Raw genomic sequence first — 23561 nt, forward strand, 5'->3', positions numbered from 1 at the left:
ATCCTTTTCGCTGGCCAGCTTCAGGACACTCTTATTCTACCAAGAGGTTATTTTTTTGTTCAAACCTCATTTTCACTCATTACAGGAATGCTGCCCCGATAGTTGAATAGTCTCTCCCGTTTCAATTTCGAGAATCAAGTCAATAATTCCTCTAAAAAAGAAATTTTAGGGAGAGATGTATATTGTTATTGTCAAAGGCATGGGAAACGTATGAATCGGATAAACGAATTGAAGGGTTCTCACAACAAACACTTAAAGCATATAAACTTCAATCCACATTACTACTTCGATATTTCAAGGATGTTAATGTTGATACCATATCTACTGTTCAACAGAATATCTGGCAAAGTCGAGCGAAACCTTAAAACCTTCAAGTTTATCTCACCGAATACGTTTTATGAAATTATTTTTTCGTTGGTCACATGAAGAAGGACATGTTTCAAAAAATCCCGCTGCAAAAATAAAGGAACCTAAAGCAGGGAAACGAATTCCTAAGTTTTTAACAGAAATTGAAATTGAATACTTACGTGAAGCTTGTACAAGCCCGCTGGAAAAGGCATTGTTTGAATTCATGTTTTCTACTGGATGTCGCATAGGAGAAATTGTTACATTACAGAGGAGTAGAATTAATTGGTCAAACCGTTCAGCCATTGTTAGGGGAAAAGGAGATAAAGAAAGAGAAGTTTATTTTAATATCCGCTGCGAAATTTGGCTTAAAAGATACCTTGAACAACGCCAGGATGGCGATGCAGCCATTTTTGTCACCGAAAGGTATCCTCATCGAATGAGTATTGCCCAAATGAGATATATCATCAAGCGAATTTCAAAAAGGGCAGGCATAAATAAAACGATCCATCCACACCAGCTGAGGCACAGTTATGCTACTCACATGTTAAATAATGGTGCCCCTCTTGAAGTCATTCAGAGTTTATTAGGTCATGAGAAGAGTGAGACTACGAGGATATATGCACAGTTAAGTGGAAGTTTAAGGCAAGAGCTTTATAGGAAGTATTTTTAAAAAGGAACACAAAAAGCAATGCCGAAAAAAATGCATTGCTTTTCTTTAATTCTTGCACCCGTTTGTTTAAGTTATCATGAACGAAACTAGCTCCTTACTCGTAACACCGTAGGTTAATTTGGTTACACTGTTTACTGGAAAAAGACAAACCAAATCAGAGCTACATTACGGAAGGAGCTAATTATTATGAAGGATACCATAAAATATGTAGGTTTAGACGTTTCAAAAGAAAAAATTGCCGTTGCCATTGCAGATGAAGGTCGAGATGAGCCAAGGTATTGGGGAATGATCACTAATACAGTGGAGTCAATTAGAAAGTTAGTAAAAAAGCTTGGAGAAAAAGATAATCTTCGAGTGTGTTATGAAGCTGGACCAACTGGCTATGGTCTATATCGACTTTTTCTTAGCCTAGGAATTGAGTGTGAAGTGATCGCCCCATCTTTAATCCCTAAGAAACCAGGTGAACGCATTAAAACTGACCGAAGGGATTCGATTAAACTAGCAAAGTTATTTCGTGCAGGTGAATTAACCTCTGTTTACGTGCCAACAGAAGATGACGAGGCGCTTAGGGATTTAGTTCGGGCACGTGAAGATGCCAAAGAAGATGAATTAAGAGCCAAACATCAATTAAGCAAATTCCTTTTACGAAATGATATTCACCCTCCTTTCAATGGAAAGAAATGGACTCGAAGATACCGAGAATGGTTAAATACTTTAAAGTTCGAACGTTCTGCATCTAAAATAGTTTATCAAGAGTATCTACATCATCTACAAGAAATTGAGCAAAGGGTAAAACGATTAGAGGAAGAAATTAAATATCAATCAACGGAAGGGTATCATGCCCCAATGATTCAAGCACTCCAATCGTTAAGAGGAATAGCCACTATAACAGCTACTAGCCTTGTAGCTGAGATTGGATTCATTTAAAAGATTTCCTTCTCCCAAAAAATTAATGTCGTACGTTGGGTTAATTCCGAGTGAGAGCTCTAGTGGTGAAACCAGAAGGCAAGGTAATATTACAAAGACAGGAAATCGTCATGTTCGTCGATTGCTTGTAGAAGCAGCCTGGAGTTATCGATTTCCTCCTGCTATAAAGGGAGATTTAAAGAAAAGACTAGAAGGACAGTTGCCTAATGTTCAAATGATCTCATGGAAAGCTCAAAATCGTCTTCATAAAAAATATTTTCGTTTACTATCACGTGGAAAGTCATTTGGGAAGGCACTAACAGCCGTTGCAAGAGAATTAGCAGGATTTATTTGGGCAGTAACTCAAGAAATTGAAAATAACACTATTGCAAAGTAAAAATTACGAATAAAATGAAGTTCAATTTTCTTTAAAAGTCGGAGCATAGGGCTCGGAGGCAAAGGTAAAAACCGAAAAGGAGAAACCACGAATTGTACTTGTGCTATGCCTAAATAGGCTAACGCACGTTTTAAGTTAGTGGAAGCTCCTTTATACGGAAAGATAAAATGTGAAAACCCACGGATATCAGAGTGCTAACCGCAGTTGAGATTTTTGCCTTCGTGCCGTGTGCTTAACTTTTTAATATCAATATGAAAGGAGAAATTTATTCATTCTCAGCTTTAAAAAGTATCTCAATCTCCAAATTGGCTGTCAAGGAAAGCACTTGACAGCCAATTTGGAGATTGAGGAGCAGTCTGTAAGCTGAGAAGGAGATCCCCTAGCCTTAAGGCTCAATCCAAACTAATAAGCAAAGAAGCCGAAAAACGCTTCTCTTCTTAGAGTTACCCAAAAACTAAAACCAAAATCAATTTGTGTAGGGAGCATTGACAGTTTCGTTCATATCAGTACATTCCTTCACAACATCTGCATTAACATAAATATCAAAATTATCTTCCAAGTGTTATTCAATTATCTGGCCCGATTGTTGAAGATCATTAATTTTCTTTATGCAGTTTAATTATACCACCTTATAAAAAAAGCAGTACCCCGGTTAGGCCTGCTCCTTTTATATGTTAAGTGAAATTATTCCGTTTACAGAACGTATCACGCTTCATTTTTATATTTTGTTTGTTTACTGTGTCTAAATCTCTCCCAAACGGTTTGGTTCGTTTTATTCTCTATCTCATCGTTGAGAGGTTCCAGCATCCTCCCAGTCTTTCGTTCATATGCCTTTTCTATCAAGTAGTCAGCTATTCTTGAGTTTTTTGGGAAAACCGGACCGTGTAGGCATGTAGCCCCTTGGATTTCCATGCCTAATAGACCCGCAGCTGTATCATACCCGTGTCTATTTTTCAGTTCACTGTTTTTCGCTTCAATTTTATAGCGAGTTTTGGCCAGTTCATTAAATGCTTCTGTATTTTGAAACGCTTCTTGATCTAGATGTTCTGTTGATTTGATGGTTATTGAATAGGACTTACTTTTCGCTCCTTCTTTATAACAGCCCTCACGGAAAGGACAAACTTTACATTTTTTAATATCAAAAAGGTACTTGATTCTAGTATAGCGAATATTTTCTTTCTCAGAGTAGGCTGTATCCCCAATGATTGTGTCAATCTCCATTCCTGTTATTTGGCTTTTTTCAATTAACTCCTGCAGGTATTTTCCATCACTTTTTTCACCTGTTGTTACAACTGCCGCTGTAATAATTCGTTCTTCACTCATGTCGATATGCGTTTTATAGCCAAAGAAAGAAGAGTCCGCTGTTTTATGACCAACACGTGCATCTGGATCAGCTGAATAGTTCAGTTGTACAGTATAATCTTCCACTACTTCTTTTAGTACATTTAATTTTTCCTTAACGGCTGGAATGGCAGCGATTTGTGGTTCTGATTCGACCACAGAAATGATTTGACGACAATATTTCAATTCATCTTTTACTTCATTAGAAGTTGTTTTCGGCGAAAATTTTTCTTTCATGGATTCATCGATTTGATAGACGGCTTTTCGAACATTTTTTGATTTCTCTTGTAAAAATTTTTTCGTTGCCTTTTGGTTATAACGTGCTTTTGTATGTGTGGCATCCAGAATAATCGATTTACTTTTAATGATTTCTTTTTCAAGCGCAATCTCAATTGTTTTCCCAATAAGCATATCTAATAAACCCACATTTTTAAGACGGAGTTTACGGAATTTCGTTAAAGAACTTGGGGAATTTACGGAATCTTCCGGTGCAATGTCGAGGAAATATTTAAACGACATATCATATTTAGATCGTTCCACTACATCTACATCTGACAAATCATAAATCGATTTGAGCAAAAGATATTTAAACATACGAATTGGTGGCACTGCGTTGCGACCGTTATCGAGGCAATATTTTGTTTTCAATTCTTCGCGAATGAATGAAAAGTCCACTAGTTCATTGATTTGGCGAAGCATATTATCCTTTGGGATAACGTGATCATAAATGGCCATGAACGGGCTTAGGACGAGAGAGTCTTGATTGGAAATCATATGGATACCACCTACATACAATTAATAACAGTATTATAAAACAAAAAGGCAGTTGAACGTTTGATTAAATCAAACATTTAACTGCCTAATAATAAAAATGGACTTTTTCAGTGCCCTCGTTTAAGTGCCTGTGGGGTCTCCCCTGCCCCGTACTCCCGCAGGACATTGAATTAGCATCCTTAAAATCGCCCACGCACGAAGGAAATGCGATAGCATTTTCGAGGAGTCTCGCGCCTTCCGCTCCAATCAACTTAGTTAGAAAATCACCAATGCCCTTTAACACAGCCTTTTCGTAAAATAAATTTAACGTTGAATGGAATGGTTTTGTTCGTTTAAAGAACCAGAGACAAGATTTCCATTATAAAACACAGCTTTTCTTTTGGATCGTCTTGCAATTGTTTCCGCTGAACAGTTTGCATCGACTAGAACCATATTGGCTGCATCCCCGACTTTTGGCCATACCTGATTACCGTCTTTGTCTAAAGGTGTTTTACCACCAGTTATATACTTGAATGCCTGTGTTAGTGAAACCTCATCAGTCCATCTGAAATACTCCAGCAGGCGGCCGGCTCGTTCGAGAATATCCCCGTTTCCTGTTGGCCACCAGGAATCATAAATATTATCGTTCCCCACTGCCACTTCCACTCCCCATTCAGACAATAATTTAACGGGAGGAATGGCCCGGCCGATTGGAACACTTGTCACGATGGAAATACCGGCTTCCTTTAAAATTTGGGCAACTTCATATGCTTCACCTGTCGAGACATCACCAAGTCCAAAGGCATGACTTATGGCGACTCGGCCTTCCCAACCGGCTTGCTTTGTTAAATAGGCGAGCCGTTTCATGGTGAACGTTCCTAAATGACCAGGATCATGCAAGTGAAGATCAATATCAGCATTTCCTTCCACTGCTATAGCCATTAACTGTACTAATGATTCTTCGATATTATTGTCAACTGTCGCTGGATCAACCGCACCAACAATCCCAGCACCATTTCTTACCGCCTCTCGAATGAGCTTTAATGTACCCGGACGTAGTAAGCCATGTTGAGCAAATGCTACAATTTCTGAGCTTAGTTTGTTAGAATAGGTTTCTAATGCTTTTTGAACCTCTTCTAAATTTTGCAGCCCCACTTCAGGATAAATATCTACATGCGTTCTTACATGTGTAGATCCTGCAGCCAGTAATACTTCAAGCAATGCTTCTGCGCGTTCTCTTGTACTGGTTGGCATAGAGGCTAGAATTGTTTTTTCGATTTCACAGCGTTCAATCACACCAGAAGCGGGTATACAAGCTCGCCATTGATTATCCCCCATATAGGTCTTATCAAGATGAACATGCTTTTCGATAAAGGATGGAAGAAGTAATAATCCTTTTGCATCCGTTTTAGGTAAATGATCCGAAATCGTTTCTCCGTCTTTAACAATCTTGGAAATTTCCCCATTGGTAATTAATAAATGGCATATTTCGGTTTCCGTACCCACTACTCTTCCATTCTCTCTTTTATATCCGACTTCCAATCTTACATTCTGTAACCAATAACTGCTATTCATATCCATTCTCCTTTTTATAAACTTTTCAGTTTGTAATGGCAAGACACAAGGGATTACCACTTCTGGATATCCCTTTTATCCGCTTCCTATTTGATTGATACGTAATTGATTTCTAAATAGCCTGAAGGACTAATAGAAAAGCCTGTCACATTTTTTCCTACTGCGGCTAAATTTTCAATCACTCTTACAGGAATATACGGTGCATCCTTCATTTCCAATTCTTGTGCTTCTTTGTATCGTTCAATTCGTTTTTGTTCATCCTTTTCTTTGCGGCCTGCGTCGATCAAGTTATCAACTTGTTTATTACTATCTTTGCTATCCATTGTCAGTAATGTTGTCTCAAATCCATTTGGATATCCGGCTTAAACGAGTAATTTCTTGGCCTCATTCAGATTATAATCATATGCTTTTAAGTCAGGGCTGTATCCCAAAACCTTTGGCCCAATAAGGGAATTTGCTTTCTTTCCTACATTGTTATAGACTCCCTTAATAATAGAATCCATTTCAATGGCATTTGAAATTGCATTTCGAACCCGAACATCATTAATTGGTTTCTTTTTTTTTACTTCTTTTTTTATTAGATTGTTTCTACTATTTTAAAGGAAGGTGGGAACAATTCAGTTTCGGACAGCTGTTGATAATCTCTTTCTAAATATCCCTTTTTCATTTTTTCAAAATATACTTGTCCTTTTTCTTTGATTTCATCTAAATCAAGATTTGGAATCTTTTGGTCCTTCATTACGATCCGGCCATTGATAATTGAAAGTTTAACATCTCGTCCAGTACCACTGACAAACATCGTTCGAATAGGGTCATCTAATACTCCCATATGAAATCCATCAAGGTCGATGGCAATAATATCCGCTTTCGCTCCTACAGCAATCCTTCCTAGATCGTCTCTTCCTAAAAATGTTGCAGCACCAATGGTTGCGGCGCGGAAAAGATCCGCATACGAAGATTCCTCTACTTCTTTTTCTTGTATCCGTGAGAGCATACTACCGATTCTAATATTCTGAAATAGGTCAGGAGGAAAAGTATCGGTACCAAGTGCCAAATTGATTCCAGCCCTTTTATATTTTGCAAAAGTCTCTAAAGCTGATCCATGCCTGCCAATGATCAATGGACAGTGAATCACTGTTGTATTAGTTTCTTTAAGTAATTGTAAATCGTCTCCCTCACCGGTTTGTGCTTCGCTAAACCCGGAAATAAAATGTGCATGCGGGATACCTGTTTTTGAACCTAAAAAGCCAAGGTTATACAAATATTTAATAGGCGTTACTCCATGTGTTTTTACAATTGTGTGATATTCAAAACTCCCTTGGGCTGCATGGAGTTTGATGGGAACCCCCAATTTTTCGCTATAATACTTTGTCTTTTTCAGGCTCTCTACTGTTTGGCACTCAATGCGTTCCGGAGCAAGCATCCCTCTTACCAAGCCATTATTAGCACCATCAAATTCTTCGACAAATTGCACCGCACTTTGTAAACCCGCTCTCCCAGCTTCTTCATCCCAGTAAAGCTTTATCGACCCATCAGGCTGGACCACTCTAATTCCAGATTGATAGCTTGGCCCGATATACAGCCTAAGCCCTAAGTTTCCTGCATGTTTAGCAGCAACTGCAATTTCTTCATACGTTTCAGCCCATTTTTTATAAAAAACAGATGTTATGGGCATGGCTGTCGTAATTCCATGGAGAATGAGCTGTGAATAAGCAAATAAAGATTTAAAGGCTTCTTCTTCCTCTGTCATTACTTCATGATGACCCTTTTCCGTATATCGTTCAGACCAAAGTAGATTTTTCTGTCTATTAGTGTTTGCTTCAATGTGTAAGATATCGTGATCAATATCCCCAAGTGCATTTAAATCAATAAATCCCGGGCTAATCACCGCATTGCCGACATCGATTATTTCATCTACTTCACCAGAATAATTTTTACCAACATATATAATTGTATCCTTTTCATAAACAACCTCGGCATTTTTGAGTAAGACATGATCGAAACCATCATAGCCAATGACATATTTTCCTTTTAGTTTGGTTTTCATTCAATTGCTCCTTTCTGCATAGTAAAATCATAATCTTCATCGTTATATCTTTTTTCGTCTACATAGGCACGTACATGTCCCCAAAAATATTTTGTTGGCTGCATATATTTCTCAAGACCTGCACGCTTGATTGTGGAACGCGCCTCTTCATTGGCCTCATTTAAAATCGTACCTTCATCAACGGTTAGAACTGTTCGTCCTTCCATGATTAGTTTTCCATCTACGATGGTATGTTCACATCATTTGCTACAGCTTGATAGACGAGTCGATGTACATGCATAAATTCAGGAGTCAGGTGGGGCTGATTTAGGTTGACGGTAATGACATCTGCTTTTTTTCCAACTTCCAGCGACCCCAATTCGTCATCCCAGCCTATGCATTTCGCGGCATCGATTGTGACCATTTCTAATAGTTTGCCAGGCGGTAAATAATATTCGTCTCTTAATGCTGCTTGATGAATAAACTGAGTTTTCCTCATTGCTTGGAAAAGATCGAAGCTTGTTGATGGAGAAGTTCCATCAGTAGAAATCGCAACCGTCGCTCCTAGTTCAAGTAATTCGATGATTGGTGTACGTGCATGTACCTGTGTAAATCCGGGTGACGCACTCACATTTGTACCTGTTTCAGCTAAAATTTTTGCCTCATCAAAAGAAATTCCGCGGCAATGCTGAAGGTGAACATCGGGACCTAAAAGCGTGTTTTCCTTATCCTGTATGGCTAAATGAATCATTCCACCAAAGGCATCAGAGTGAATTCTTGTATTATATTTTCTCGCAATCTCTCTAATTTTTTTCGCTTGATAGCGGTCATGATCCGTTAATCCATACACCCGGGCTGGCGAAGTTGGACTGGAAGGATCAACGGAAGTAACGATTACAAATGGTGTAATAAAGGCCCTTGTTTTATCATGATTCGCATGATTCAATGCTTCGATGACTGCTTCAGCACCCTTTATTACTTCCTCGTAGGTGACTTCTTTTATTACTCTTTTCCCATCAATCCAGCGGCTGAATAAATGCGGCCAAGGGGGATTACAAGGACCAGTACAAACCACCTCTCTAACACCGACTTCAGCATAAGCCTTCGCATGATTGATTGCAAAAATCGGATCATCCGACCTAGGCATCGAACCTAAAACGGATACACCTGTCGTGATTCCAGCTTTTAATCGTTCCAGAGCAGAAAGTTTTCCTTCGTAATACCAAAAATCATCTGTTACAAAATGTTTATACGTATTTGTCATAATTGGCATCCAAAAGTCAATATTCTCCATTGCAATCGTCTTAAACATCGAATGTCCGCCATGACCATGAACATCAATTAATCCTGGTAAAATACACTGGTGGCTGCAATCCAACACTTTTTTCGCTTCAAATTTTCCCATTAGCCTTTCAGTTGTATCTACAGCTAAAATTCTTCCCTTATTTATTGCAACTGCACCATCTTGAAGAATTCGTCTGTCTTTGTCCATGGTGATCACGGTTCCATGTATAAGCAGTAAGTCAATCATATCGTTCCGCCTCCTTTTCCTCTCATACTTGTTTAAAGAAAACTCGCCGACTGGCAAGCCCCTTAGGGCGAAGACAGAGGCGTAGTTGCACTAATGCCTGATAGGAAAGTTATTCTTTCCTATCGGCCAAGAAATACCCATGAAACGAGTACGACTCATATTTAAATTATAAAAAAAAGGGGTTTTTTATATTTTCAGAATTGATACTATTTTTTAAAATATTTTTACTAGATCCTCTCGTCGTATTTACTTCAAATATCGATTTTGATTAAAATTTAATGAAATAACGAGGGGGACTGAAGAAATGAATGTTTTAATTGTTGATGATGAGCCATTAGAATTGGAACAAATGGAATATAAGCTTCAATCAGAATGCCCCAAATGGAAGATTTACAAAGCTGCCGATGCAAACCAGGCACATGAGATTAATCGAAGTTTTTCTATCCAATTGGCTTTTTTAGATATAAACCTTCCAGGAAAATCAGGTCTGGAATTCGGAGAAGAATTGCGGAAAATCAATCAGGAAGTAGACATTATTATGGTGACAGCCTGTCAGAATTTCAACTATGCACAACAATCAATTCGAATCGGAGTAGTTGATTATTTAACCAAGCCTATTATCGAAAGTGAATTATTAAGTGTCTTAGCAAAATATAAAGACAAACAGCCAGTAAAGAACTTTTCCAGTCTCATAGATAGTTCACTAAAGATTATTCATGAAAAATTCAATGAAAAGATCTCCTTGTTAACGATTGCGAATATGGTGCATGTTAATCCAACATACTTGAGCCGGAAATTTCATGAAGAAGTCGGGGTCTCATTTTCTGAATATCTAATCCAATATCGGATTCAAACATCTAAGCAATTTTTAATTACTCACATCAATTGGACGATATCGGATATTGCCGAAAAATCCGGATTCAGCAGCCAGCATTATTTCAGTACATTATTTCGCAGAATAGTAGGAATATCTCCTACAGAATTTCGTGAAAGAGAAAATAAATCACTTTCTTCTTCCCAATAATATACAGGGATAAAAGAAAGTGATTTAATATTTGAGCATTTCTACCTAAAGTTCATACTAGTTTAAACCGACATCATATAACCCGCGCCCCAAACTGTTTCGATAAATTGAGGGTTGGATGGGTCTTTTTCAATTTTACCGCGGATTTTTCTTATATGCACCGTAATGGTGGTAATATCCCCTGATGAATCCAGTCCCCAAATGCTTTCGAATAGATCCTCTTTGCTAAAGACCCGATTTGGGTGCTGGGCTAAGTAAAGCAATAAGTCAAATTCTTTTGCAGTTAAAGATATCTTCTTATCATTCACATAAACCTTACGAGCCATTTCATCAATGACAAGCCCTTTCCCCTAATTAAATAATTTTAGCTCAATAAATATTATTTCACTTGTATACTTGATTTATGACCCCGTCGACGTACATTGATTGTACCTGACAGAACTTAACTCCCCATGTAAAAAACATTATAAAATTCCTAACTTTTTAGTTTGATTTCTTAAACTCAAAATCGTATAAAAACCATTGTATAAAATGCACATTTACTATCACTGAATTTTGGTTTAAGTAACCAATGACTTATATCAACATTCATATTAAAATTAAATTTGGTAAAAATTTACTAGAACAAAATAATTTTGTTTTCTCAACACCTGCTAGCTGTCCATTTCAGTTTAATTTAAATATTTCCCAAAGGAGGATTTATTAGATGATACAGGAAAATAACAGTCTTAATAAGGATACTCATACACATAAAATAAAGGTACCAGATAAAAATAGCTCCTACATGCTTTTGAATGTTCGATTGGAAAGCGGCTATAAATATGAAAACGGCGAGGTGGCCGCAACCGAATCCGTTTTTCGCAACATCCGCGTCGATAAAGGCAGGATTACTAAAATACTTGATTTAAACTCCCATCTTGAAAAAGATATTGTTTGTTTTGATGCAAAAGGTATGCTACTGCTTCCTTCTTTTAGGGATATGCATATTCATTTGGATAAAACCTATTATGGCGGCCCTTGGAAAGCGGCAGCAACAAGAAAAAATGGTATTTTTGACATGATTGAATTGGAGCAGACTTTACTGCTGGAATTGCTCCCAACCGCACAGGAGCATGCAGAGAAATTAATTGAACTGATTCTCAGCTATGGCACTACATATGTCAGAAGCCACTGTAACATTGACCAAGTCGTTGGTCTTAAAAATCTCGAGAAACTAAAGCTCGCCATAGCAAACTATTCAGATAAGATTTCCCATGAAATTGTCGCTTTCCCGCAACATGGCTTGCTTCGCTCAAATGTTGAAGGATTGTTACGCGATGCGATGAAGCTCGGAGTTACACATGTTGGCGGACTAGATCCAACCTTAGTAGACGGCAATATGGAAAAATCGCTACATACCATGGTTCAAATTGCAGTGGACTCCAAAGCAGGAATTGATATCCACCTTCATGAAGGTGGGGAAACGGGATTAATGGCCATTCGAAGATTAGCAGATTTGACAGAGGAAGCCGGTTTGCAGGGAAAAGTGACAATCAGTCACGCTTTCTCTCTTGCATCATTGGCACCAGGAGCAGACATTGAAATGGCAGACCGCCTTGCATCACTAGGCATCTCCATTGCATCTTCTGTTCCAATCGGCAAAAGTGTAATGCCAATTCCGCTCCTTCAAGAGCGAAAGGTGAAGGTCATGCTTGGCAATGATAGTATTACCGATCACTGGGATCCATTCGGGATCGGTGATACACTGCAGAAAGCACACCTTACAGCACAACTATTTGGATGGAAGAACGAATACAACCTGTCTCGGGCACTTTCCCTTGCTACAGGCGGAATTACCCCTTTAGATGAGTCCGGTAAGCAAATATGGCCACGAGTCGGCAACGATGCAACAGGAGTACTCGTTCCTGCAAGCTGCTCTGCTGAAGCTGTTGCCCGGCTGCCAAAACGTGCTGCCGTGCTGCATAAAGGCACTTTGTCCTCGGGGACGCTTGATATCGTGAAGCCTAAAATACCAAACGCTTCTGAAACACATTAAAAGAGTGAACCTGTTCTGCACTTTAGTGGAACCTGGCCATTTGTTTTAACATAAAAACCGCTCAGAGCGCTGTGCGGTTTTTTAATACGAGAAATGGTAATTTACAGAATAGATTGGACGTGAATGATCTTATGAAAAATACAGTTATTTTTAAACAAAATGACCGTTTCACCATTAAGGCTGACTTCTATGCGGCCAACAATGATAACGCTCCAGTGATTGTTTATATACATGGAGGCGGACTATTATGGGGAACAAGAGAAGATATTAGTGAAGAAATGATAAAACTCTACACTAACAATGGTTTTTCATTGTTTTCTATTGACTATAGGTTAGCACCTGAATCAAAACTTCCAGATATCCTTGAGGACGTGCAGGATGCTCTTCTATGGATAGAGACTGAAGGGCCAAAACAATTCTCCATTGATCCAAAAGAATAGCTGTGGTTGGCGGTTCTGCTGGCGGCTATCTTGCTCTTTGTACAGGAACATTTAAAAATAAGCCGCGCGCAATCGTTTCCTTCTATGGCTATGGCGATATTAGTGCCAATTGGGCAACGAAACCAAGCAATTTCTATCTACAAAAGGACATAGTTCCAAAAGAGCTTTATAAAAAGTTTGTTTCAGATGAAATTATTACAGAGGGGTCTATTGAAACGCGATTTCTCCTATATTTGTATGCGAGGCAGCAAGGTGCATGGGTCCAGGAGATAACAGGTATTCATTCACCTACTAGAAAGAATCTCATCCAGTTTTGCCCGATCTATCATATCACTAAGGATTATCCTCCTACATTATTGCTGCACGGGACTAAGGATACGGATGTACCATACGAACAATCTGTTTTTATGAGAGCTTCCCTCATAAAAGAAGAAGTAAAAACCAGGTTAATTACAATTCCTAATGGAGAGCATGTATTTGAAAAAGATTTTGATAACCCAATTGTTCAAGATGCACTTAATCAGGTAATTGAATTTCTTCAAATTCATTTATCCGCATAAAGTAATTGGACAAAAAAAGCCGTTCTTCCTTATGTAATCAGAAGGAAAAATCGGCTTTTTTATTTAGAATAAACAACTTATCTACCCTCAAAAATCCTTGAACTCCCCAATACTACTTTACTGCTTTGCAATTTTGGAGTTCGCAACAGAAGCACGGGTAACAACTAAATATCCTTCACCCAATGAGGAAGTAAAGGAAACAGGGTTCCTATAGTGGTTTTCGAAAGGGTAATATACGCTACCGTAGCTTCCCCCATAATAATTCCCGCGAATGCACCTTGCTTCGTCACGAAATTATTCCTCATTAAGCTGAATATCATAGCTGGAAACAACTGTGTAACCATACTAGACCCCATTAATAATAAAGCGACAATCGTACCACTTTTAAACGTAAAAAATAATGAAGCAAGAGCAACGACAGGTACTAAGTACTTAGCTAAACTTACAATCTGCTTATCAGTAGCCGAAGGCACAAATACACCATAGACATTTTTGGCCAACAAGGTAGCCGCAGACATTAATAGCATCGAACCCGGCACTAAGGCTGTAAGTACTCCCGCAGCACCAATCACTCCCATTACCCATGGATCGAAAGCTAGTTTCGATAGACGTAATAAGGATAAATCAACCTCATCCCCCATCAAACCGGGAATTTGAAGAATAGCGGCAAAACCGGCAAAGAACACAAAGAGTAAGATAAGCTGATATAATGGCATAATGATTGTATTTTTGCGGAACGTTTTTTCACTTTTTCCTGCATAAATCGCACCGAATGAATGCGGATACATATAAAAACCAAGAGAAGTTAGCAAAACCGTAGAGATAAACCATGAGATGCTTAATCCCTGACTAGGCAAAGTTAAAAAACCTGGCTTTGCATTTTCAATCGCTTCAAACATGGGCTGATACCCACCATAATAATGAAGCGGTAAATATATACCTTAAAATACGGTAACTCCTAGAATCAGAATATCTTTGACAACCGCTGTCCAAGCAGAACCATGGATTCCTGAGATCATCACATAAATAGTAAGAACAATAACTGCAATCCAAATCGCTACCGTAGGAGAAATCGCTCCGTAAGATGCCTCTGAAACAATACTACCCAAACCTTTCAATTGAAGAACTAGATAGGGGATGACAGCGGCTACACCCACAATTGAAACAAGGACACCTAAATATGGACTATTATACTTACTAACGAAGAAGTCCGATTGTGACATTAGCTTCTTTTCTTTTGCATATCGCCAAATAGCAGGAACATACCAATACGACATAATCAATGCCAATGTACCATATATTAAAATATAAAAAGTAGGGCCGCCTTTTCCATATGCCCAACCGCTTCCTCCTAAAAAGGTAAAAGTGGAATACGTTTCACCTGCCATCAACAAAAAGATAAAAACCGTACCAAAACCACGACCTCCAACGGTCCACTGTTCAAGGTTCATATCTTTACCTTTACGCGCTCGAATACCAATGGTAAGTGCAAAAATTATAGATGCAATGATGATAAGAAGTGCTGCATTCATTATTCAATTTCCCTCCTATTTTTAGGATCTAGTGCAAATATGATCGCCATGATTCCCGATGTAATAACCACCCATAAAACAATCCAAAAAAGAAAAAAAGGTAATCCTAAAATATAAGGGTTAACTTTATTCACAAATGGAATCCCTCCAAGCAGGCCAATGAACGGAATGATCGCCAAAATTTTGATGAATTTCAAAATAAGTCCTCCTTTTATTCTCCTAAAATATTGTCAAAGCTTATTGATCAGATCTTTAATACGTAAGGCTATCTTTCGGGTAAATATTGATAGATATACACATAGGTATCATCCTCCTTTAACAGGAATCTAATAGCACTCTATCTTTTACTACCATTGATAGCACTTTAAAATAAGCATAGAGCATTTATTTATTTTAATTATAAAAAATATTATGATAATTAACTTTTAAAATAATTACCTATATTTAAATTATCTTTACTATGTTAGGCAAGTAATTATATAAGCATTGGTGTAATTTTATGCAAAATTTTTATATACCAAATTATACTATTACTTCACCTTTCTTATTGAACAAACTTGCCAGTTAATTTAAGTACAATCCTTCACAATATTTTCAAAATTATACCAATTTTCTTTAAAAGAGTTATTCCATAAAATGGCACGATTGCTGAATAAAAAAAATCCTGCATATCAATACAAGACTTTTAATTAAACTTTTTTATAGTCGGTTAATCTTTTTTCAAAACGGTGCAACTTTATTACAAACGGTTAAACTTTGGTTTAAATATACACCCTCGCGTATCCAACAAGTTCACCCATCTTTAATAACTTCCGTCTAAAAGATATATAACTTCCTCTACATTTTTTAGACTAACTTCTAGATGGAAAGCAAGAAAGAAAAGAAAGAAAAAACCGATATTTTTGCAATGTTCAAAACTTACAACTTTTAGACAAACTTAAACGATCGTTTTTTAGACGTCTTGTTTTAAGACTTCCAAGACTTGAAAAAATTCTTTTGAAGTTATGACACTATTTGTTAAGCAAAATCAAAAAAGCCGATTTCAATTTGAGAATCGACTTTAAAAAACTTCAACTAAAGGATGTTTAGTTGAAGAAATGATTTGCACCTAACCATTTTAGATAAGGCGCATTTTCTTTAATTAACTTCAATTTTAAAACCTATTCTTCTTGCTGGTGCGTCTATAAATTTTATTTAAATGGTAATTCTACAATAAAAGTAGAACCAACTTTTTCTTTACTATTCAAAGTAATATTCCCGCAATGCAGTTTGATAATGGTGGCAACAATCGATAGACCCAAACCTATTCCCTCAATAGGTCTTGTACGTGCCATATCTGCCCGATAAAAGCGCTCAAATATCCTTTCTAATTCCATTTCGCTCATCCCTATTCCTGTATCCACAAAAGTTACGATAACCAATTCTTCTCTTTCTTCAATCGTTATCTCTATGCCATCAGGTTTATTATATTTAATGTCATTTGATAAAAGGTTATCCCAAACCGTATTAAGTAGGGATGGATCGCCAATAATTTCTATTTCGGGCAAATGGTAGCTAAGCATTATTCCTTTTTCACTATAAGTAAACTTATTCCTGGCTAAAATCAGCATCCTGTAATGAAACCATTTTAGACCTTTTAACAATTTTATAGCCCAAATATCCAACGAGAAATAATGGCAACCCAATATAGGAGACCAATATTCCGTACCAATCAATTTTAGGGCCGATAAAGGCGCTGTAATTGGTTCCCAACATTGCAATCAAGCATAGAACGGTTGCCAGGATCGGGCCAAGCGGAAACCATTTAGCAACATACGGAAGGGCTTTCATATCTTTTCCTTGTAATTTGTATGCTTTTCGGAAGCGCAAGTGGGTGATAGAAATACTTAACCATGACAGATATCCGGCTAATCCCGCAGCATTTAATAACCAGTTATAAACGGTTCCATCTCCAAAAAAGGAAGTCAGGAAGCAAAGCATTCCGATGACAGTAGTGCCTAAAATGGCGTTATACGGAACCCCGCCTTTATTTACCTTCCTAAAATTTTTCGGTGCTCTACCTTCTTCAGCAAGCGTCCAGAGGACACGAGAGCCAACGTATAATGACGAGTTTCCGGCAGATAAAACGGAAGTTAAAATAACGGCATTCATAGCGGAGGCGGCAAAGGCCAATCCGGCATGTTTAAACACGAGAGTGAAAGGGCTGACAGCAATATTTGTTACGTCAGAGCTTAATAGATTAGGGTCTTTATAGCTGATTAAACAGCTGATTACAAAAATCGCAAGTACATAGAACAAAAGGATCCGCCAAAAGATTTGTCTAATTGCTCTTGGCATATCTTTACTAGGGTTTTCGCTTTCTCCGGCAGCTACCCCAACCATTTCCGTTCCTTGGAAGGCAAAACCTACCACCATAAAGACGCTGAAGACGGAAAGAAGGCCGCCTTTAAATGGTGCTTCTCCTGCCGTCAGATTCGAAAATCCGCCGGAATGACCACTCATAATTCCGAAGATCATTAATAAACCAACCACAATAAAAATAATAATCGTTGCCACTTTGATAATGGAGAACCAGAATTCTGCTTCACCATATCCTTTAACCGATAAAATATTTAAGGCGAAAATGATGACCAGAAAAATAGAACTCCAAACAATTCCCGGTACATGCGGAAGCCAATATTTCATAATCAACGAGGAGGCAGATAATTCAAGTGCCAGAATGATTGCATTGTTGTACCAATAGTTCCAGCCAACCGCAAATCCTAATGCCGGGTCAACAAATCGGGCTGAATAAGTGCTAAAAGAACCTGTGATCGGGATGAAGGCCGCCATTTCCGCAAGACTTGCCATTAAGAAATAAACCATGATGCCGGCGATGAGATAAGCTGCAATCGCTCCGCCGGGACCGGCATCGTGAATGGTCGTACCGCTCGCTAAGAAAAGACCGGTTCCAATCGTGCCGCCGATGGCAATCATCGTTAAATGCCTTGTTTTTAATTTTCTTTCTAAGTGTTCATGTTGTTCCCTTGGATTTGTTTGTTGAGTTTGTGCCGTATTTTGCATATAACACCTCTTTTTTTATTTATGCTTACTATATATAGGAGAAACAATAAGCAACGACATTGGAAAGATTAAGCCACTAGTTAAAATTTGGTCTACTTTAATTAATTTATCAACTACTTTCATATTTGCTGAAAGGTAGCAGGATCTAATAGGCATTTAAAAAGATAAATTTCGTTTTTTGTTACGTAGGTGTCTTCATTTCCATTTAGTTTTACTGGGTAAGGTTTATTTTATATTGTCTAATTGCTGAAGTACTTTTGTCAGATCTACTGTTTTCAGATATTCAGCAGCGTTTTCAATATCTTTGGAGAAAATGCGGTCCTTTTTAATGGAAGGAACAATTAACCTTCCCATATCATAAAAACGCTTTGTTTGGCTTGCCATTTTTTTCACTCCACGGTATTCAACCGCCTGCATTGCACAGATCATCTCAATGGCCAGAACTCTTCTTGTATTTTGAATAATTTGATGTGCATGTCTTGAAGCGATCGTTCCCATACTCACATGATCTTCTTGGTTCGCCGAGGATGGAATTGAGTCTACACTTGCCGGGTGTGCCAAGGTTTTGTTTTCTGATACAAGAGATGCAGCCACATATTGCATGATCATAGCCCCTGATTGCAAGCCTTGTTCAGGGCTTAAAAATGGCGGTAAATCATTTAACTGTGGATTGATTAACCGTTCTATCCTTCTTTCAGATATATTGGCCATTTCCGCAACTGCAATTTTCATAAAATCCATTGCATAAGCGATTGGCTGGCCATGGAAGTTGCCGCCAGAGATTACTTTTTCCCCATCGTCAAAAATTAATGGATTATCCGTTGCGGCATTCATCTCAATTTCTAATTTTTCTTTTACATAATCAAGTGCTTGCCATGTGGCACCATGAACTTGCGGGATGCACCGGAGGGAATAAGCATCCTGTACTCTCAATTCTCCCTGCATCGTCGTTAATAGACTATCGCTTAAGTAACCGCGGATTCGTGCAGCTGTATCTATTTGCTGTTTGTACCCTCGTGCATTATGAACTTCTTCAGCAAAGGCATCAATGATTCCATTAAGCCCTTCAATAGTCATTGAGGAAATTAACTCGCTTTGATAAGCAAGTTGCTCTGCCTCCAAATAGCCTACCACTCCCATTGCTGTCATTGCTTGAGTTCCATTGATAAGGGCAAGTCCTTCTTTTGCTTGAAGTGTTACTGGGAAGATTCCTTCTTTTTGAAATGCTTCAAGAGAGCTCACTCGATTTCCTTTATAGAATACTTCTCCTTCTCCAATTAACACCAATGCCAAATGGGAAAGCGGCGCTAAGTCTCCACTTGCTCCAAGAGATCCTTGCTGCGGAATTACAGGAATAATATCTTTATTTACAAGGTCTAATAACCTTTCGATAACAAGCGGCCTAATTCCGGAAAAGCCCTTTAAAAGTGCGTTAGCGCGAAGGAGAACCATTGCTTTTGCGACAACTTCAGGAAATGGTTCACCCACTCCACATGCATGTGAACGAATTAAATTAAGCTGCAGATCTTGAACATGATCTTATTAATAAGGACATCACTAAATTTTCCAAAACCTGTTGTAATTCCATAGACGACTTTTGATTCTGAAACAATAATTTCTACGGCTTCCCTGCTCTTTCTTGCAGCCTCCAAACTGGTTTCTGAAGCGCTTACCTTCTGATTATCGTATAAAACTTCCTTCATTTGTTTTAATGATAAACTTTGACCTGTTAATGTTATCATTTTTCTCACTCCTCTAATACTTTAGTAAAATAAAGAAAGAGGCTGGATTCCGATTCGATTAGAATTGGAGTCCAGCCTCTTTTATAATCATTTTTGAATATTGAACTATTTTTTTTCGATGCCTCATGAGTTATTTCTCCTTTTATCATATTCTATAATATTATTGCTGCGATAATTATCATATGTGATATAACCTTATCTGTCAATTTAATTTTCTGAATATTAGGATAACAATACTTTCCATAATAGTATATTAAGGGAAGTAATTCCAAGACATCAGTTCCTGTGATAGTGATTGATTTTGTTCAGCGGCTGCATTATGAGAATTAGGCTTCCTGGTACTAATCAACAATGGTTGCCCTAATAATAGAAAGATTTTTTTCCATTTTATTGCAAAATTTGATACTCATTTCTTCAGATAATTTCTCCCTTATAATACTCAATATATCACCTTTTTCGAAAAATAAAGGCTCTTCTTCACCTATTTCAACTCTTACCATTCCATCAACACAATAAAAAACCTCGGCCGTTCCTGTCGCATCCAACACTAAATCTTGAATATCCTTTTTAATCTGAATACAGGTAAGCCCCCCATCGCAACCGTTTGATAACATTAAATTAAAATCCTTAACGATCCCTTTGCTTCGTGTTGTCCATCCACCCTCAAAGCGATCTTGTTCAAAAGGCTTCAAAACCACCGAATGTTTTCCTTCATGTTCAAGATACATTTCACCATCAATTATCATTATTACTCGTTGGATGCCTGGTAGATGCGTAAATAGGGATGCTTCTACTTCAACATCAGCAGTACTAATGCGCCATTGGAAATTCCGTTTACTATAATCCGCATCTTCAGGATAAATGGCCAGTTGCGTTGTTTTTCCACCGGACCATAAATTTGTAGCTTGTTCATTTTTTTTTACCAATTTTATTGAATAATTCATATTTCCACTCCACATATCTATCAATTTAATTAAGTTTCAAAATTTCTGTACCATCCCCAACAAATCATGAACTATATGGATTCCTAGGGCATTCTGTCGTTAAATAATAGATAACATACCTACACCCAGCCGCGAAAATGGGATGCTTCTGCCATTTTTCTTATTCCAACCATATATGCAGCTAAGCGCATGTCTACCTGGTATTGTTGTGCTGCGGAAAAAACTCTTTCAAAAGAATCGACAATTTTATCACATAACTTTTGGGCTACCTCTTCTTCTGACCAATAATATCCTTGGTTGTTTTGTACCCATTCAAAATATGAAACAGTTACACCGCCAGAGCTAGCAAGTACGTCCGGTACAAGTAATATGTTACGTTTTGTTAATATGTGAGTTGCTTCAAGTGTTGTTGGCCCATTCGCAGCTTCAACAATAATTTTAGCTTTAATCTCATTTGCATTCTCGCGTGTAATTTGATTAGAAATCGCAGCTGGAACAAGAATTTCACATTCTTTTTCGAGTAATTCCTGATTCGTTATGACGTTTGAAAATAAATTTGTTACTGTACCAAAACTATCACGTCGATTAAGCAGATAATCAATATCAAGTCCTTCCGGATTATAAAGAGCACCAAATGCATCCGAAATACCAATTACTTTGGCTCCTGCATCGTGCATGAACTTCGCTAAAAAGCTTCCTGCATTCCCGAAGCCTTGAACTACGATGCGTGCCCCTTGTAAGTTAACTCCTTTTTTCTTTGCCGCTTCTTCAATGCAAATCGTTACGCCACGTGCTGTTGCTGTTTCACGACCTTGTGAGCCTCCCAGCACAATCGGCTTGCCCGTAATAAATCCAGGAGAATCGAATTCACGAAGGCGACTGTACTCATCCATCATCCACGCCATAATTTGAGAATTTGTATAAACATCAGGTGCTGGAATATCTTTTGTAGGTCCCACAATTTGGCTGATAGCACGAACATATCCACGACTTAACCTTTCTAGTTCCCCAAACGACATGTTCCTTGGGTCACAAATAATCCCGCCTTTTCCCCCACCGTATGGAAGATTGGTAATGCCACACTTTAAACTCATCCAAATGGACAATGCTTTTACCTCTCCCTCATTTACATCAGGATGGAAGCGAATGCCTCCTTTTGTAGGACCTACCGCATCGTTATGTTGTGAACGATAGCCGGTAAACACTTTAATGGAACCGTCATCCAATTGAACAGGGATTCGTACTGTAAGAGTTCTAATTGGTTCTTTTAATAACTCGTACATCTCATCGTTGTATCCTAACTTCCGAACCGCCTCTTTTATAATGAGCTGTGTTGAATCCAATAAATTTAACGATTCATTTTGCTTATTTTCTAGCTTTTTAATGTCACTTTTTACAGAGACTGCTATATTCATTTGATACACCTCTTATAATATAAGTTTTTTAAATTCATTGTTCTGAAGCATTATTTTTTTAAAAAAAGGTAATATTTAATGAATTTTTCTAATATCAGCTAAACGAATGGAGAGTTTTTTTTGCTGTTTATCTTTTAAAGAAAGCGTTTGTTTCTTTAAATCAAGAGTGCAAACACGTCCATTACATGTTTGTAATGATCCATTCTCATAGTAAGTAATAGTAATTTCAGTTTTTGTTAACTCTTTCAGAAACATCTATTTAAATCCTTTCTCTCTTTTGATTTATATTATTTGTTTCATTTGAGGTTAATAACCTTGAAGAACCCTTGACTGATTAAGCATTCCTATGTTCATCGAAATCAATCTGGCATTTTTCTAACGGAATTACTTTTGTTTTCTTTATGAACTTATAACTTAGCCACATCACCAGAAATAATGGGATGCCAAGATAGGCAGCAATCACACTTGCCCAATCAATGTGATCTCCGAGAAAGGCTTGATAGTTTTGCTCCAATAAAACGAGTAAACAAAGAGCAAAGGCAAAAATCGGTCCGAAAGAAAACCATTTTGCACGATAGTGAAGTTCGTCCAGTGAATATCCTTGAGCAATGTATGCTTTTCTAAACCTATAATGACTTGCGGCTATACCGTATCCTTTAACAGATGCATAATTTAATAGGAAAAATTAAGACTAAAAACAAAGAACTCCTTAAAAATGACGATCTGTGGGGAAACCAAAACTTCATCACCATCGTTGCAGCGGATAGTTCCGCGGCAAGCGTCATCGCCCAAGTGAACCAATAATTCCAACCAAGTGCAAACCCAAGGGCAGGATCGATAAAACGCGTTACATAAGTACTGAAAGCACCACTTACTGGCATAAACGTTGCTAGTTCTCCAAGACTTGTCATAATAAAATAAACCATTACACCAATGACGATATAAGCGATCAGAGCTCCCCCAGGTCCCGCATTGTGAATGGCCGGGCCACTGCCGAGAAAAAGCCCTGTTCCGATCGCACCACCCAACGAAATCATCGTTAGATGAAGTGCTTTTAGTTTTCTTTGTAAAGTATTTGACGATTGGTTTTGTTCTTTTTTTTCAGATAGCTGCCATTACTGATTTTCCAAATTAGTTTATCCTCCTAAAAATGGATATATATTCAAAAGCGCTCACATTATGGTAAAGAAATTAAACCTTCATAACAAAAAGCAATAACAGTAAAGAGGGTAGATGGTTATATAATTGGCTTTTTATAA

The 23561-nt window shown here is 37.8% G+C and carries 16 protein-coding genes and 7 pseudogenes; 6 read left to right on the plus strand and 17 right to left on the minus strand.

All coding sequences use genetic code 11. The annotated features are described in order from the left end of the window. The first annotated feature begins 182 nt into the window (after positions 1–182). The 3 genes and pseudogenes from J2S10_RS22140 (at position 183) to J2S10_RS22150 (ending at position 2321) form a co-directional block, all read left to right on the plus strand. Positions 183–1018: pseudogene (locus J2S10_RS22140) on the plus strand (tyrosine-type recombinase/integrase). Positions 1019–1204: 186 nt separating this feature from the next. Continuing rightward, positions 1205–1945, plus strand: coding sequence for an IS110 family RNA-guided transposase (locus tag J2S10_RS22145; protein ID WP_307412469.1), 741 nt, complete (start codon positions 1205–1207; stop codon positions 1943–1945). Beyond that, positions 1932–2321 carry a transposase gene (locus J2S10_RS22150; protein WP_307412471.1) on the plus strand — a complete coding sequence of 130 codons (390 nt, stop codon included), beginning with the start codon at positions 1932–1934 and terminating at the stop codon, positions 2319–2321. Before J2S10_RS22145 ends, J2S10_RS22150 begins: the two co-directional genes overlap by 14 nt. A gap of 885 nt (positions 2322–3206) precedes the next feature. On the opposite strand, the pseudogene J2S10_RS22155 reads toward J2S10_RS22150, so the two are convergent. The 7 genes and pseudogenes from J2S10_RS22155 to J2S10_RS22185 all read right to left on the minus strand — a co-directional run. Further along, a pseudogene (locus tag J2S10_RS22155) lies at positions 3207–4436 on the minus strand (transposase); the annotation flags it as partial. 303 nt (positions 4437–4739) lie between these two features. After that, positions 4740–5990 carry an amidohydrolase gene (locus tag J2S10_RS22160; RefSeq protein ID WP_307412473.1) on the minus strand — a complete coding sequence of 417 codons (1251 nt, stop codon included), beginning with the start codon at positions 5988–5990 and terminating at the stop codon, positions 4740–4742. 86 nt (positions 5991–6076) lie between these two features. Further along, positions 6077–6313: a hypothetical protein gene (locus J2S10_RS22165; protein ID WP_307412475.1), complete on the minus strand. Its 237-nt coding sequence runs from the start codon at positions 6311–6313 to the stop codon at positions 6077–6079. 39 nt (positions 6314–6352) lie between these two features. Beyond that, positions 6353–6568, minus strand: coding sequence for an ABC transporter substrate-binding protein (locus J2S10_RS22170; protein ID WP_307412887.1), 216 nt, complete (start codon positions 6566–6568; stop codon positions 6353–6355). Beyond that, the gene (locus J2S10_RS22175; protein ID WP_307412477.1) at positions 6568–8037 is read right to left on the minus strand and encodes an amidohydrolase family protein; all 1470 of its coding nucleotides are present in this window, start codon (positions 8035–8037) and stop codon (positions 6568–6570) included. Before J2S10_RS22175 ends, J2S10_RS22170 begins: the two co-directional genes overlap by 1 nt. Then, the gene (locus tag J2S10_RS22180; protein ID WP_307412479.1) at positions 8034–8243 is read right to left on the minus strand and encodes a hypothetical protein; all 210 of its coding nucleotides are present in this window, start codon (positions 8241–8243) and stop codon (positions 8034–8036) included. Before J2S10_RS22180 ends, J2S10_RS22175 begins: the two co-directional genes overlap by 4 nt. Before the next feature lie 14 nt (positions 8244–8257). Continuing rightward, positions 8258–9547, minus strand: a complete 1290-nt coding sequence (locus tag J2S10_RS22185; RefSeq protein WP_307412481.1) for an amidohydrolase family protein — start codon at positions 9545–9547, stop codon at positions 8258–8260. A 304-nt stretch (positions 9548–9851) separates the two neighbouring features. Here J2S10_RS22185 and J2S10_RS22190 point away from each other — a divergent pair, with 304 nt between their 5' ends. Continuing rightward, positions 9852–10571 (plus strand): response regulator transcription factor, encoded by a 720-nt coding sequence (locus tag J2S10_RS22190; protein ID WP_307412483.1) that lies wholly within the window; start codon positions 9852–9854, stop codon positions 10569–10571. A 62-nt stretch (positions 10572–10633) separates the two neighbouring features. On the opposite strand, the pseudogene J2S10_RS22195 reads toward J2S10_RS22190, so the two are convergent. Next, positions 10634–10918 (minus strand): annotated as a pseudogene (locus tag J2S10_RS22195) (winged helix-turn-helix domain-containing protein); the annotation flags it as partial. Between the two features lie 437 nt (positions 10919–11355). Here J2S10_RS22195 and J2S10_RS22200 point away from each other — a divergent pair. Beyond that, on the plus strand, positions 11356–12606 hold the full coding sequence (locus J2S10_RS22200; protein ID WP_307412888.1) for an amidohydrolase: 1251 nt from the start codon (positions 11356–11358) through the stop codon (positions 12604–12606). A gap of 131 nt (positions 12607–12737) precedes the next feature. Continuing rightward, a pseudogene (locus tag J2S10_RS22205) lies at positions 12738–13606 on the plus strand (alpha/beta hydrolase). Between the two features lie 167 nt (positions 13607–13773). Here J2S10_RS22205 and J2S10_RS22210 read toward each other — a convergent pair. From J2S10_RS22210 to J2S10_RS22250, 9 genes and pseudogenes are all read right to left on the minus strand, one after another. Next, a pseudogene (locus J2S10_RS22210) lies at positions 13774–15138 on the minus strand (sodium:solute symporter family protein); the annotation flags it as partial. Continuing rightward, positions 15138–15335 (minus strand): DUF3311 domain-containing protein, encoded by a 198-nt coding sequence (locus J2S10_RS22215; protein WP_307412485.1) that lies wholly within the window; start codon positions 15333–15335, stop codon positions 15138–15140. The gene J2S10_RS22215 and the pseudogene J2S10_RS22210, both read right to left, overlap by 1 nt. 993 nt (positions 15336–16328) lie before the next feature. Continuing rightward, positions 16329–16748, minus strand: coding sequence for a sensor histidine kinase (locus tag J2S10_RS22220; protein WP_307412486.1), 420 nt, complete (start codon positions 16746–16748; stop codon positions 16329–16331). Beyond that, entirely contained in the window at positions 16726–18201 is a 1476-nt protein-coding gene (locus tag J2S10_RS22225) for an amino acid permease (RefSeq protein WP_307412488.1), read from the minus strand. The genes J2S10_RS22220 and J2S10_RS22225 overlap by 23 nt, the downstream gene beginning before the upstream one ends. Positions 18202–18426: 225 nt before the next feature. Further along, positions 18427–19943, minus strand: a pseudogene (gene hutH, locus J2S10_RS22230) (histidine ammonia-lyase). 341 nt (positions 19944–20284) lie between these two features. Beyond that, positions 20285–20887: a HutD/Ves family protein gene (locus J2S10_RS22235; protein WP_307412489.1), complete on the minus strand. Its 603-nt coding sequence runs from the start codon at positions 20885–20887 to the stop codon at positions 20285–20287. Positions 20888–21006: 119 nt separating this feature from the next. Then, positions 21007–22302, minus strand: a complete 1296-nt coding sequence (locus J2S10_RS22240; protein WP_307412492.1) for a Glu/Leu/Phe/Val family dehydrogenase — start codon at positions 22300–22302, stop codon at positions 21007–21009. Positions 22303–22377: 75 nt separating this feature from the next. Then, positions 22378–22557: a YolD-like family protein gene (locus J2S10_RS22245; protein ID WP_307412493.1), complete on the minus strand. Its 180-nt coding sequence runs from the start codon at positions 22555–22557 to the stop codon at positions 22378–22380. A 79-nt stretch (positions 22558–22636) separates the two neighbouring features. Beyond that, positions 22637–23339 (minus strand): annotated as a pseudogene (locus J2S10_RS22250) (amino acid permease). Positions 23340–23561 lie beyond the last annotated feature (222 nt).

This window comes from Neobacillus ginsengisoli (assembly GCF_030813055.1).